The sequence below is a fragment of the Micromonospora sp. BL1 genome, assembly GCF_003667485.1.
Classification (GTDB): domain Bacteria; phylum Actinomycetota; class Actinomycetes; order Mycobacteriales; family Micromonosporaceae; genus Micromonospora; species Micromonospora tulbaghiae.
This window is the reverse complement of record NZ_RCVK01000305.1, coordinates 1-11,951: the sequence shown is the minus strand read 5'-3', so window position 1 is coordinate 11,951 and position 11,951 is coordinate 1. Positions and strand designations below refer to the sequence as shown.

The following is an 11,951-nucleotide window of genomic DNA, read 5'->3' as shown; positions in this document are numbered from 1 at the left end:
GTGGGTCAGCGGGGGGCTATGGCGGGCCAGGGGAGCGTCAGGTAGCCGTGGCGCCATGTGCGGGGGGTGTCCTGGATCGGCCAGCCTGACTCCTTCACCGCCTCGACCGTGCGCAGCCAGCGCTGACGAGGGCCGAACGGGGCGTAACCGGCGGCCGAGCGCCACGCGTGCTCCAGCGCTTCGATCAGGTCGTGGACGCGTTCGCCCGGCACGTTGCGGTGGATCAGCGCCTTCGGCAGCCGCTCGGCGAGCGTCGCCGGGGTCTCCAGCGTGATCAGCTTCGCCGACAGGGTGAGCGTGCGCGGGCCGGTGGCGTCGAGCAGCACCCAGGAGCCGAGCCGGCCCAGCTCGTCGCAGGTGCCCTCGACCAGCAGCCCGCCCGGCGCGAGCCGCCCGGTGACGGTACGCCAGGCGTCGGCCACCTCGCTCTCGTCGTACTGGCGGAGGACGTTTAACGCCCGGACCAGCGCGGGACGCATTCCGGCCAGTTCGAAGCCGCCCCTGGTGAACGTCAGTCCGGGCGGGTCGGCGGCGGGCAGGGCGGCGGCGACGCGTACCGGATCGATCTCCAGGCCGACCACCCGCACGTCGGCGCGGACCCCGGAGGCCAGCCGGGCGCGCAGCTCGACGGGGGTGACCGGGGTGGCGCCGTAGCCGAGGTCGACCACGAGCGGGTCGGCGGCGGCGCGCAGCGCGTCGCCGCAGGTCTCGACGATCCAGTTGTCCACCCGCCGGAGCCGGTTGGGGTTGGTGGTGCCCCGGGTGGCCACGCCGAGCGGACGCTCCATTAGTGCCTCCGGGTCAGCGACTGCGGGGCTCGCAAGACCGGCTCACTCCTCGCGCTTCACGACGTCCGGTGCACCTTGTGCTGCGCGGCCTGGGCCAGCGGGCGGACCACGAGCCGGTCGACGTTGACGTGGTGCGGGCGGGTCGCGCACCAGGCGACGCAGTCGGCCACGTCGTCGGCGACGAGCGGTTCGGCGACTCCGGCGTAGACCGCCTCGGCCCGGTCGGCGTCACCGTCGAAGCGGACCAGGCCGAACTCCTCGGTCTTCACCATGCCGGGGTCGATCTCGATCACCCGCACCGGTCGGCCGCACAGTTCGAGCCGGAGCGTGCCGGCGACCGCGGTCTGCGCGTGCTTGGCGGCCGTGTAGCCGCCGCCGCCCTCGTAGACCACGTGCCCGGCGGTGGAGCTGACGATCACGATCGTGCCGGCGCCGGAGCGCTCCAGCGCCGGGAGCAGCGCCTTGGTGACGCGCAGCGTGCCGAGCACGTTCACGTCGTACATCCACTGCCAGTCGCCCACGTCGGCCGTCTCGACCGGGTCGAGGCCGCGGGCGCCGCCGGCGTTGTTCACCAGCAGCGTGACCGGACCGGGTGCGGCCTCGGCGGCGGCGGCCAGGCCGGCCACCGACTCGTCCGAGGTCACGTCGCAGGCCACCGCTGTCGCGGCGCCGCCGGCCGCCTCGATCTCGGCCACGAGCGCGGCCAGCCGGTCGGTACGCCGGGCGGCGGCCAGCACGTGGAATCCCTCGGCGGCGAGCCGGCGAGCGGTGGCCGCGCCGATCCCGCTGGACGCCCCGGTGACGATGGCGACTGAAGTCATCCGGTCATTGTCTCCCGTCGCCGGGCCGGGCGGCGGGATGAGGTCCGTCACGCCCGGGACCCGGCGCAAAGCATTTCCGTACCCCGATGGGGAAGATGACATCCGGCACACGGGTTGACCGAGAAGCGCCGGTCGTGCGGGACGGCATCAACCGTGACAGAGGGAGCGGACGTGGCGGATTTGCACACCGGTGTCGGTCGTCAGCGAGGTGCCCTTCCGTGGCCGCGGCCCCGCCGTATCGCCACCCTGTCGGTGCACACGTCCCCGCTGCACCAGCCCGGTACGGGTGACGCGGGCGGCATGAACGTCTACATCCTGGAGGTGGCCCGGCGGCTGGCCGAGGCCGACGTCGAGGTGGAGATCTTCACCCGGGCCACCGCCGGTGACCTGCCCCCGGTGGTCGAGGTGGCGCCCGGGGTGTCCGTCCGGCACGTCACCGCGGGGCCGCTGGAAGGGCTGACCAAGGAGGAACTGCCGGGTCAGCTCTGCGCCTTCACCGCCGGGGTGCTGCGGGCCGAGGCGGCCCGCCCGCCGGGCCACTACGACCTGATCCACTCGCACTACTGGCTCTCCGGCCAGGTCGGCTGGCTGGCCAAGGAGCGCTGGGGCGTACCGCTGGTGCACACCGCGCACACGCTCGCCAAGGTCAAGAACGCCCGCCTCGCCGCCGGGGATCGCCCCGAGCCGAAGGCGCGCGTGATCGGCGAGGAGCAGGTGGTCACCGAGGCGGACCGGCTGGTCGCCAACACCCGGGTCGAGGCCCGCGACCTGCTCGACCGGTACGCGGCCGTCCCGGACCGGGTGGCGGTCGTGGAACCCGGCGTCGACCTGGACCGGTTCCGTCCCGCCGCGGGCGACCGGGACTTGGCGACCTGGGCCGCGCGCCGCCGGCTCGGCCTGCCGGCCGACGGGTACGTGGTCGCGTTCGTCGGCCGGATCCAGCCGCTCAAGGCGCCGGACGTGCTGGTCCGCGCCGCCGCCGCGCTGCGTGAGCGGGATCCGGCGCTGGCCGACGAGCTGACCGTGGTGATCTGCGGCGGGCCGAGCGGCACCGGCCTGGACCGGCCCACCGCGCTGATCGAACTCGCGCACGCGCTCGGCATCGCCGACCGGGTGCGTTTCCTCCCGCCGCAGACCGGCGCGGACCTGCCCGCCCTCTACCGCGCCGCCGACCTGGTCGCGGTGCCGTCGCACAACGAGTCGTTCGGGCTGGTCGCGCTGGAGGCCCAGGCGTGCGGCACGCCGGTGCTGGCCGCCGCCGTGGGCGGCCTGGTCACCGCGGTACGCGACGGCGTCAGCGGCATGCTCATCGACGGGCACGACCCGGTCGACTGGGCCCGCGCGATGGCCCGGCTGCTGCCCGACCGGGTACGCCGTGCCGCGCTGAGCCGGGGCGCCGAGCGGCACGCCCGGGACTTCTCCTGGCACCGCACCGCCTCCGGCCTGCTCGCGGTCTACGGGGAGGCGATCACCGAGCATCGGGCCCGGCTGGCGCGGCGGCTCGGCGAACCGGCCGCGCTGTGCTCCTGGTGATCTCCACCGGCCACCGGGCGGCCCCGGTGCGCCGGTCGTAGAGTGGGTGCGATGAGCCGCAGGAGTGAGGTCGCCGCGCTGATCGAGTCCGTCTGCGCGGAGCGTGAGCTGGAGTGGGAGTCGACCGGCGAGGCGTCGTACGCGGTGACGCTGCCCGGCACGCACAAGCTCAAGACGATCTGCAACCTGATCGTGGGTGAGCACGCGCTGCGGGTCGAGGCGTTCGTGATGCGCCAGCCCGACGAGCGCCGCGAGGAGCTGTGGGCGTGGCTGCTCCAGCGCAACGCCCGCATGTACGGCGTCTCGTTCTCCATCGACTCGGTCGGCGACGTCTACCTGACCGGGCGGGTCAACCTGGCCGGGATCGACGCCGACGAGCTGGACCGGCTGCTCGGTTCCGTGCTGACGTACGCCGACGAGTCGTTCGACAGCATGCTGGAGATCGGGTTCGGCACCGCGATCCGCCGGGAGTGGGAGTGGCGGGTCAAGCGCGGTGAGTCGACAGCCAATCTGGCCGCGTTCGCGCACCTCTTCGAGCCGTCCGCGACTGCCGGATCGTCCGCCGGAGGTTCGGAGCCCTCCTGACGGGTATGCCGCCCCGCGCGGTGCGGAGCACTGGGACCCACCGCGGGCCGAGGACGGACTGTCGAGGAGCGTTTCCCATGGCTCAGCGCAACAGCTCAGGTCGCGGCACGACTGCGACTCGGACCAAGCGGCAAACCGGCAACCAGACGCCGAACACCCCGGGGGTGTCGGAGTCGGCGATCTCCCGGATGAAGGTCGACGACATCCGCAGCCAGCTCCGGCGGCGCGGGGTCTCGGGGATCTCCGCGCTGCGGAAGCCGGAACTGGTGAAGACCCTGGCGCGAAGCATGCGCGGGGAGGGCGGCGCCGCCCGGCGGAGCACCGGCCCGGCGGGCCGGCCGTCGGCGACCCGCAAGAGCACCGCCGCCAAGAAGACCACGGCGGCGAAGCGGACCACGTCGGCCCGCCGGGGCGCCACGTCGCCGGCCAAGGCCGCGCCGGCCGCACGCGCCACCGGTGCCAGGGCCAAGGCGACGGGTACGCGCAAGGCGGCCCCGTCGCGCGCCAAGGCGGCCCCGTCGCGGGCGAAGGCGACCTCGTCCCGCGCGAAGGCCACTCCGGCGCGCGCTAAGGCGGCTCCGGCCCGGGCCAGGGCGACCTCGTCGCGGGCGACGACGTCCCGCGCGAAGGCTGCGTCGTCCCGCGCGAAGGCCGCGCCCGCTCGGGCGAAGGCGGCCCCGTCGAGGGCGAAGGCCGCTCCGTCGCGGGCCAAGGCAGCCCCGTCACGGGCGAAGGCCGCCCCCTCGCGGGCCAATGCGGCTCCGTCACGGGCCAAGGCGGCGCCGGCCCGGAAGGCGCCGAGCGCGCAGACGGCGCCGACCCGTGGGCCGGCGTCCAGCCGGTCGATCGGATCGTCGCAGCTCATCACGTCACCGGCGGACCGGCCGGAGCGTCCGGGCCGGAGCCTGGTCACCCGTAACCACGAGGTGATCCAGCGCTGGGCGCGGGCGCGGGGCGCGAAGCCCGCCACCATCGCCGGCACCGAGCGCGAGGGCCGGCCCGGGGTGCTGACGTTCAACATCCCCGGGTACCGGGAGAGCAGCCGGATCCGCGAGATCACCTGGGACGACTGGTTCCGCACGTTCGACCTGCGACGGCTGAACCTGATCTACCAGGAGCAGATGCGGGACGGCCGGCAGAGCAACTTCTTCCGGACCGAGAACCCGAATCGCGAGGACGGCTGAGGTTTGCGGGAATGGCCGACGGGAACCCCGTGTTTGCCATTCCAGGGACGACAGCACGGACAGCCGGGTTTGCGACACAGGTGCTGTGACGGGCAAGACAGCGTTCTGGGTTGAATCCGGAATCCGGGCGAACTAACTTTATTGCACCGCGTCACGCTTGTTTCCGTTCGGGGGAGCGGTGGATCGATCAGATCCGCGCAGGCGAGATGCGAAGATCGGGTGGAGCACACCGTTGGGGGACGGTGCCGCCCGTGGAACCGGCGGCGCGAGCGGGCGACGCTTACGGGGGTGAGTGTCGCCCGCCGCCGCCGGGCGTACGGTACGAGCGCCCATCTCGACGGGGGTCGGGGTGGGCGCTCTGCCGTTGTCTCCGGGGCGGTCAGCCCGGCAGCCTGTCCCCGGATCCCGTCAGCGGGTGGACCCGACGGTCCCGGGCCGCCGCGCCGCGGCCCGCAGCGCGGCCACCCGCCGCTCCCGGCGCGGCCCGGCGAGCAGGTGCCCGGCGGCGGCCAGCAGTCCGAGCGCGCCCACCACCAGCCAGTGCCGTTCGCCCAGGTGTTCCAGGCTGAGCCCGCCGAGCGCCGGCGCCACGAACGACGCGGCCGGGAACGTCAGGTAGAACACCGACTGGTAGCGGGCGCGCAGTTCGGGCGGCGCGAGGTCCGCGTTGATCTGCGCGTTCGGCGGCGCGGCGAGCATCTGCCCGACCGTCCAGACCACCGCCGCGCCGAGGTAGAGCGGCAGCCCGTCGGCCACCGTCAGCGCGCCGAACCCGAGCGCCATCAGGCCGGTGGAGACGGCCAGCACGCTCGACTTCCGGTACGGCTCGATGAGCCGGGGCACGAACAGTTGCCCGACCACGATCAGCGCCCCGCCGAGCGCCACCACCAGCCCGTACGCCGACGGGCGCAGACCGTCCTCGCGCATCGCCAGCGGCATGATCGTGGAGGTCTGCATGGTCAGCACGGCCAGCAGGAACGTCAGCCCGACGAACACCAGGAAGGTGCGGTCGGTCAACGCGGTGTGCAGACCGGGACGGCGTCCCGCCACCGCCCGTGGCGTGGGCGCCGGCCGCCGGGTGAGCGTCTCCGGCACCTTCAGCGCGATCACCACCGCCGCCGCCAGCGTGGCACCGGCGTCGACCAGGAACAGCGCCGTGAAGCTCGCCTCGGCGAGGATGCCGGCCAGCAGCGAGGCCACCGCCATGCCCAGGTTGAACGCCCAGAACTGGAGGTTGAACGCGCGGGAGCGGCGCGCCTCGGGCACCACGTCCACGATGGCGGCCACGAACGCCGGGCTGGGCATCGAGTGCGCCACCCCGACCAGCGTGGCGAGTACGGCGATCACCGCCAGGTGCGTGGTGAACGCCAGCGCCGCCATCAGCCCGGCGGCGGCGACGTGGGCGGCGAGCAGCGTGGCCCGGCGGCCCCACCGGTCGGCCAGCACACCGCCGAGCAGCGTCCCGGCCGCGCCGCCGATCCCGTACGCGCCGACCACCAGCCCGGCCAGCGACGGCGGGGCGCCCCGCGCGGCGGTCAGGTAGAGCGACAGGAACAGCAGCGCGAACGCGCCGGCCCGGTTGATCATCAGGCCGGACCAGAGGTACCAGAACGTGGCGGGCAGTCCGCCGGCCGTGTCGTCCCACCAGCGCCGCAGGCCGCGCACACGTCCTCCAGGAAGGTTTCCTTACCGATTCCGTCCCGTACCGTATCCACCCGCCTCGGTGCGGTCGCGCCGGGGCGTACTCAGGAACCGGACCGGACCGGGGCGGCGGGTGCGGTGGCTGCGGCCTCGCCCGCCTCGGGCGCCGGGGATGCGGTGGCGGTGACCGGCGTGACGGGCGTGCCCACGGCGCGCAGCTCGACCGCGCGGCGCTCCCGGGCCGGGCCGGAGATCAGGTGGGCGACCGCCGCCACGACGCCGATGCCCGCGCAGCCGAGCCAGAGCGCGCTGTTGCCGGCGTGCTCGCGGACCAGGCCGCCGAGGATCGGCGCGGCGGCACCGGCGAGCTGCCAGGACAGCGAGAAGACGCCCTGGTAGCGGCCGCGCAGCGCGGCCGGCGACAGCTCCGCGATCAGGGTTGCGTTGGACGGGGAGTTGAGCATCTCGCCGAGGGTCCAGATCAGCACGGTCAGGCCGTAGAGCCAGACCGTGTCGGCGAGCGCGGTGAGCCCGAACCCGGCGCCCATCACCAGCGCCGCGAGCGCCAGCACGTGCGAGCGGCTGCGGCCCTTGATGAGCCGGGGTACGAAGAGCTGGCCGAACACGATGAGCACGCCGTTGAGCGCGATCACCGAGCCGTACGTGGCCGGGCTGAGCCCGGAGTCGCCCATGGCGATCGGCAGCATCGAGATGTGCTGGAGGAACACCAGCGCGGCGAGCAGGTTGAGCGCGACGAAACCGAGGAACACCCGGTCGGCGAGGATGGTGCGCAGCGCGCCGGCCGGCGCCGGCATCCCCTTGACCGGGAGCGCGGTGACCGGGCCGCGGGTCTCGCCGACCTTGGCGAAGATGATCAGTGCGGTCACCAGCGTGGTGGTCGCGTTCACCAGGAACAGCAGCAGGTAGCTGCCCTGGGCGGCGAAGCCGGCGAGCACGGCGGCGCAGGCGAACCCGAGGTTGATGGCCCAGTAGTTCAGCGAGAAGGCGCGCAGCCGGTCCTTGTCCGGCACCACGTCGACCATCATCGCGCCGAAGGCCGGGCGGGCCGCCTCGGCGAACGCGCCGAGCAGCAGCGCGCCCACTGCCACCGCCCACAGCGGACGGGCGAGGCCCAGCGCGATCATCATGCCCGCCGCGCCGACGTGTGCGGCGAGCAGCGTGGGCCGCCGTCCCCAGCGGTCGGTCAGGGTGCCGCCGATGGTGGTGCCGACCGCGCCGCCGGCGCCCCAGAGGCCGATCACCAGACCGGCCTGGGAGGCGGAGAAGCCGCGTTCCTGGGTCAGGTAGATGGCCAGGAAGATCAGGACGAACGAGCCGAGCCGGTTGATCAGCGTGCCGGCCCAGAGGTACCAGAACGTCCGTGGCAGGCCACCCGCCGTGTCCTGGAACCAGCCCCGTACCGTCCGCATCCCGACGCCCCCCCGCTTGGTAATGACCGACCTGATCAGAACGCCTTACAACCTAGTGCCGGGCCGGAGCCGTGGTCATCAGGATTTCCACGTGGTGGTCGTCACCACAGGTCGCCGCGTGTCCGCCCGGCCGGTACGGCAGGATGATCGGCATGACTGCGAGCGAGGGGCCCACCGTCGGGACGCTGGTCCTGCTGCGGCACGGCGAGAGCGACTGGAACGCCAAGAACCTCTTCACCGGCTGGGTCGACGTCGACCTGACCGCCAAGGGGGAGACCGAGGCGCGGCGCGGCGGCGAACTGCTGCGCGAGCACGACCTGCTGCCGGACGTGGTGCACACGAGCCTGATGCGCCGGGCCATCCGCACCGCCGAGCTGGCGCTGAACGCCGCCGACCGGCACTGGATCGCGGTGCGCCGGTCGTGGCGGCTCAACGAGCGCCACTACGGCGCCCTGCAGGGCAAGGACAAGAAGCAGACCCTCGACGAGTACGGCGAGGAGCAGTTCATGCTCTGGCGCCGCTCGTACGACACGCCGCCGCCTCCGATCGACGACGCGGACGAGTGGTCGCAGGTCGGCGACCCCCGGTACGCGCTGCTGCCGACCGAGCTGATGCCGCGCACCGAGTGCCTGAAGGACGTGGTCGAACGGATGCTGCCCTACTGGTACGACTCGATCGTGCCGGACATCCTGGCCGGCCGGACGGTGCTCGTGGCCGCGCACGGCAACTCGCTGCGCGCCCTGGTCAAGCACCTCGACCAGATCTCCGACGACGCGATCGCCAAGCTGAACATCCCCACCGGCATCCCGCTGCGCTACGACCTGGACGCCGACCTGCGTCCGCAGGTGCTCGGCGGGACGTACCTGGACCCGGAGGCGGCCAAGGCCGCCGCCGCCGCGGTCGCCAACCAGGGCCGCTGAGACGGCGCGGGCGGGGCCTCCCCCCGAGGCGGCCCCGCCCGCGGTTCTCAGCCGGACGTCGAACCGGTGATCAGGTAGACCACGTGCTCGCCCGCGTTCACCGCGTGGTCGGCGAAACGCTCGTAGAAGCGGCCCAGCAGCGTCGCGTCGATCGCCGTCTCCACCCCGTACGGCCAGTCGTCGCCGAGCAGCACGCCGAACAGGTTCTTGTGCAGGTCGTCCATCGCGTCGTCGTCGCCGTCCAGCTCGGCGGCCACGGCGGCGTCCGGCTCGGCCAGCACCGAGCCGATCTTCTCGGCCATCCGGTCGGCGATCCCGGCCATGTCGGTGAAGACCGGCCGCAGCTCCGCCGGCACCGCCGGGGACGGGTGCCGGCGCAGGGCCGTCTTCGCCACGTGGTCGGCAAGGTCGCCCATCCGCTCCAGATCGGCTGCCACGTGCAACGCGGTGATCATCGCCCGCAGGTCGGAGGCCACCGGCGCCTGCCGGGCCAGCAGGTCGCAGACCCGCTCCTCCACGTGCCGGTAGAGGTCGTCGATCTCGGCGTCCCGCGCGATCACCGTCTCGGCGGCCGTCCGGTCGGCGGTGAGCAGCGCCTTGGTGGCCTGCCGCATGGCCGCGCGTACCGCCTCGGCCATGTCCACCAGCAACTGGCTGACAATCTGCAGGTCGGCCCGGAACTCGTCGCGCATCGTCACTTCCTGGGGTCGGTGGCCGCCACCCCCACGGGGTACGGCAGGAGCAGGTGCGCGCCCCACGCTAGGCCGGACGGTCGGCACCAGGGTGAACGTGGATGAACGACGCGGGGCCCGCAGGTGAACTTTGCCGAAAGCGAGAGTGGTTCGTCCCTTTGTGCCCGATCCCCGGGTTAACAATGACCCTACGATCGCCGGGTGGAATGGGCGGTGGCGGTCGTGGTGGCCGGAGCGCTGGTGACCGGGCTGGTCGCCGGGGCGCTGCTGTCCGGACCCGTTGACGAATGGCGGCGCCGCCGGGCGCCGCGGGGCGGCGGGATCCTCCGTCGTGACGCAGGGAGGACGACGATTCCGGACGACCAGCAGGGGGGCCTATCCGGGCTCGGCCGCAAGACGATCGACTCGTTGCGCGCAGGCGTGGTGGTGCTCGGCCCGGACGACGTGCCGGTGCTGGTGAACCCGGCCGCCCGGGCGATGGGTCTGCTCCGTACCGGGGCGACACCCGGCTCGATCGCGGCGCACCCGTTGATCCGTACCCTCGCCGGGCAGGTCCGCCGCACGGGCGTGCGGCGCGAGATAGAGCTGGACCTGCCCCGGGGCCGCGACGGCGGCGGGGACAACCCGCTCGGCGTGCACCTGCGGGCGATGGGACTGGGCTCCGGCTACATCTCGATCGAGGCGGTCGACGTCACCGAGTCGCACCGTCTCGCGCGGGTGCGCCGGGACTTCGTGGCGAACGTCAGCCACGAGCTGAAGACGCCGATCGGCGCGCTGCAACTGCTCGCCGAGGCGCTCGTCGACGCCACCGAACCGGCCGCCGGCGGCGCGCCCGACCTGTCCGAGGACCTGGTCGCCGCGCGGCGGTTCGCCGAGCGGATCCAGCACGAGTCGACCCGCCTCGGCCGCCTGGTGCAGGAACTGCTGGAACTGACCCGCCTCCAGGGCGCCGAACCGCAGCCCGCCCCCGAGCCGGTCTCGGTCGACTGGGTGCTCGCCGAGGTCGTCGACCGCACCCGCACCGCCGCCACCGCACGCCGGGTGGAGATCGCCGTCGGCGGGCAGCGGGGCCGCACCGTGTACGGCAGCGACAGCCAACTCGCCACCGCGGTGGCGAACCTGGTGGAGAACGCGATCACCTACTCCGGCGAGGACACCACGGTCCGGGTGACTGTCACCGGCACCGAGGAGCACGTCGAGATCGCGGTGGCCGACCAGGGCATCGGCATCGCCCCGAACGAGGTCGACCGGATCTTCGAGCGGTTCTACCGGGCCGACCAGGCCCGCTCCCGGGCGACCGGCGGCACCGGCCTGGGCCTGGCCATCGTCAAGCACATCGCCAGCAACCATGGCGGCCGGGTGGAGGTGTCGAGCACCCTTGGTGGGGGGTCGACGTTCACCCTCCGGCTGCCCGCACGCCCCCCGGACGACCTGGAGGCGACACTCGCCTCCGCTGGGATCGAGGCCGGCCCGGCCGAGCTCCGGCAGGCCTGACCACAGGAAAGGAAACACCCGTTGAGCCGCGTACTGGTGGTCGAGGACGAGGAGTCGTTCTCCGACGCCCTGTCCTACATGCTCCGCAAGGAGGGTTTCGAGGTCTCCGTCGCCGCGACGGGCCCCGCCGCCCTCACCGAGTTCGACCGGACCGGCGCCGACATCGTGCTGCTCGACCTGATGCTGCCGGAGATGTCCGGCACCGAGGTCTGCCGGCAGCTCCGCCAGCGCTCGCACGTGCCGATCATCATGGTCACCGCGCGCGACAGCGAGATCGACAAGGTGGTCGGCCTGGAGATCGGCGCCGACGACTACGTGACCAAGCCGTACTCGCCGCGTGAACTGGTCGCCCGCATCCGGGCGGTGCTGCGGCGGCAGAGCGCCGAGTCGAACGAGACGGGCGCGCCGACGCTCGCCGCCGGCCCGGTCCGGATGGACATCGAACGGCACGTGGTGACCGTCGGCGGCACCGGCGTGCAGCTCCCGCTCAAGGAGTTCGAGCTGCTGGAGCTGCTGCTGCGCAACGCCGGGCGGGTGCTCACCCGGGGTCAGCTGATCGACCGGGTCTGGGGCGCCGACTACGTGGGCGACACCAAGACGCTCGACGTGCACGTGAAGCGGCTGCGCTCCAAGATCGAGCCGGAGCCGTCCGCCCCGCGCTACATCGTCACGGTCCGAGGCCTGGGCTACAAGTTCGAGCCCTGATCCCCCCTCCGCGCCGCACTCGGCGCCCTCCGCTGCCCCGCCCGCGTCGATCTTGGAGTTGTGGCGCCACGACATGCCCGGTTCAGGCACTTTCGCAAGCTGCCACAACTCCAAGATCGCCGCGACGGACCTCGGATCTCGGCCCGTCCCGGCCGCCC

At 73.3% G+C, this 11,951-nt stretch carries 11 protein-coding genes and 1 pseudogene; 6 read left to right on the top strand and 6 right to left on the bottom strand.

Annotation, left to right across the window (positions count from 1 at the left end):
- Window positions 1-5: 5 nt before the first annotated feature.
- Both EAD96_RS22975 and EAD96_RS22970 read right to left on the bottom strand, forming a co-directional pair.
- The gene (locus tag EAD96_RS22975) at window positions 6-788 is read right to left on the bottom strand and encodes a class I SAM-dependent methyltransferase (RefSeq protein ID WP_121685737.1); all 783 of its coding nucleotides are present in this window, start codon (window positions 786-788) and stop codon (window positions 6-8) included.
- Between the two features lie 56 nt (window positions 789-844).
- Complete coding sequence (locus EAD96_RS22970; protein WP_121685736.1) at window positions 845-1,609, bottom strand: SDR family NAD(P)-dependent oxidoreductase; 765 nt, start codon at window positions 1,607-1,609, stop codon at window positions 845-847.
- Window positions 1,610-1,780: 171 nt separating this feature from the next.
- Between EAD96_RS22970 and mshA the strand changes: the two genes are divergently transcribed.
- Window positions 1,781-3,142 (top strand): D-inositol-3-phosphate glycosyltransferase, encoded by a 1,362-nt coding sequence (gene mshA, locus EAD96_RS22965; RefSeq protein WP_121685735.1) that lies wholly within the window; start codon window positions 1,781-1,783, stop codon window positions 3,140-3,142.
- A 51-nt stretch (window positions 3,143-3,193) separates the two neighbouring features.
- Window positions 3,194-3,727: a YbjN domain-containing protein gene (locus tag EAD96_RS22960; RefSeq protein WP_013288782.1), complete on the top strand. Its 534-nt coding sequence runs from the start codon at window positions 3,194-3,196 to the stop codon at window positions 3,725-3,727.
- Between the two features lie 82 nt (window positions 3,728-3,809).
- Here the strand turns inward: EAD96_RS22960 and EAD96_RS31630 are convergent, their stop codons facing one another.
- Window positions 3,810-4,592: a hypothetical protein gene (locus EAD96_RS31630; RefSeq protein WP_233586130.1), complete on the bottom strand. Its 783-nt coding sequence runs from the start codon at window positions 4,590-4,592 to the stop codon at window positions 3,810-3,812.
- Between EAD96_RS31630 and EAD96_RS31625 the strand changes: the two are divergent.
- Window positions 4,552-4,911 (top strand): annotated as a pseudogene (locus EAD96_RS31625) (hypothetical protein); the annotation flags it as partial. The gene EAD96_RS31630 and the pseudogene EAD96_RS31625 sit on opposite strands and share 41 nt — an antisense overlap.
- Before the next feature lie 408 nt (window positions 4,912-5,319).
- Here the strand turns inward: EAD96_RS31625 and EAD96_RS22950 are convergent.
- Together EAD96_RS22950 and EAD96_RS22945 are read right to left on the bottom strand one after the other, a co-directional pair.
- A complete protein-coding gene (locus tag EAD96_RS22950) occupies window positions 5,320-6,576 on the bottom strand; it encodes an MFS transporter (protein WP_121685733.1) in 1,257 nt (418 codons plus the stop codon).
- 80 nt (window positions 6,577-6,656) lie between these two features.
- Entirely contained in the window at window positions 6,657-7,982 is a 1,326-nt protein-coding gene (locus EAD96_RS22945) for an MFS transporter (RefSeq protein ID WP_121685732.1), read from the bottom strand.
- A 152-nt stretch (window positions 7,983-8,134) separates the two neighbouring features.
- Between EAD96_RS22945 and EAD96_RS22940 the strand changes: the two genes are divergently transcribed.
- On the top strand, window positions 8,135-8,902 hold the full coding sequence (locus tag EAD96_RS22940; protein ID WP_121685731.1) for a phosphoglyceromutase: 768 nt from the start codon (window positions 8,135-8,137) through the stop codon (window positions 8,900-8,902).
- Window positions 8,903-8,949: 47 nt separating this feature from the next.
- Here the strand turns inward: EAD96_RS22940 and phoU are convergent, their stop codons facing one another.
- Entirely contained in the window at window positions 8,950-9,594 is a 645-nt protein-coding gene (gene phoU, locus EAD96_RS22935; protein ID WP_121685730.1) for a phosphate signaling complex protein PhoU, read from the bottom strand.
- Between the two features lie 321 nt (window positions 9,595-9,915).
- Between phoU and EAD96_RS22930 the strand changes: the two genes are divergently transcribed.
- Together EAD96_RS22930 and EAD96_RS22925 are read left to right on the top strand one after the other, a co-directional pair.
- Complete coding sequence (locus tag EAD96_RS22930) at window positions 9,916-11,088, top strand: cell wall metabolism sensor histidine kinase WalK (RefSeq protein WP_233586131.1); 1,173 nt, start codon at window positions 9,916-9,918, stop codon at window positions 11,086-11,088.
- Between the two features lie 21 nt (window positions 11,089-11,109).
- On the top strand, window positions 11,110-11,793 hold the full coding sequence (locus EAD96_RS22925; RefSeq protein ID WP_121685729.1) for a response regulator transcription factor: 684 nt from the start codon (window positions 11,110-11,112) through the stop codon (window positions 11,791-11,793).
- Window positions 11,794-11,951 lie beyond the last annotated feature (158 nt).

Bases quoted from the DNA above. Each gene is read 5' to 3' on its own strand.
- EAD96_RS22940 (WP_121685731.1), top strand. From the start codon at position 8,135: ATGACTGCGAGCGAGGGGCCCACCGTCGGGACGCTGGTCCTGCTGCGG.
- phoU (WP_121685730.1), bottom strand. From the start codon at position 9,594: ATGCGCGACGAGTTCCGGGCCGACCTGCAGATTGTCAGCCAGTTGCTG.
- EAD96_RS22970 (WP_121685736.1), bottom strand. From the start codon at position 1,609: ATGACTTCAGTCGCCATCGTCACCGGGGCGTCCAGCGGGATCGGCGCG.
- EAD96_RS22960 (WP_013288782.1), top strand. From the start codon at position 3,194: ATGAGCCGCAGGAGTGAGGTCGCCGCGCTGATCGAGTCCGTCTGCGCG.
- EAD96_RS31630 (WP_233586130.1), bottom strand. From the start codon at position 4,592: ATGAGCTGCGACGATCCGATCGACCGGCTGGACGCCGGCCCACGGGTC.
- EAD96_RS22975 (WP_121685737.1), bottom strand. From the start codon at position 788: ATGGAGCGTCCGCTCGGCGTGGCCACCCGGGGCACCACCAACCCCAAC.
- EAD96_RS22945 (WP_121685732.1), bottom strand. From the start codon at position 7,982: ATGCGGACGGTACGGGGCTGGTTCCAGGACACGGCGGGTGGCCTGCCA.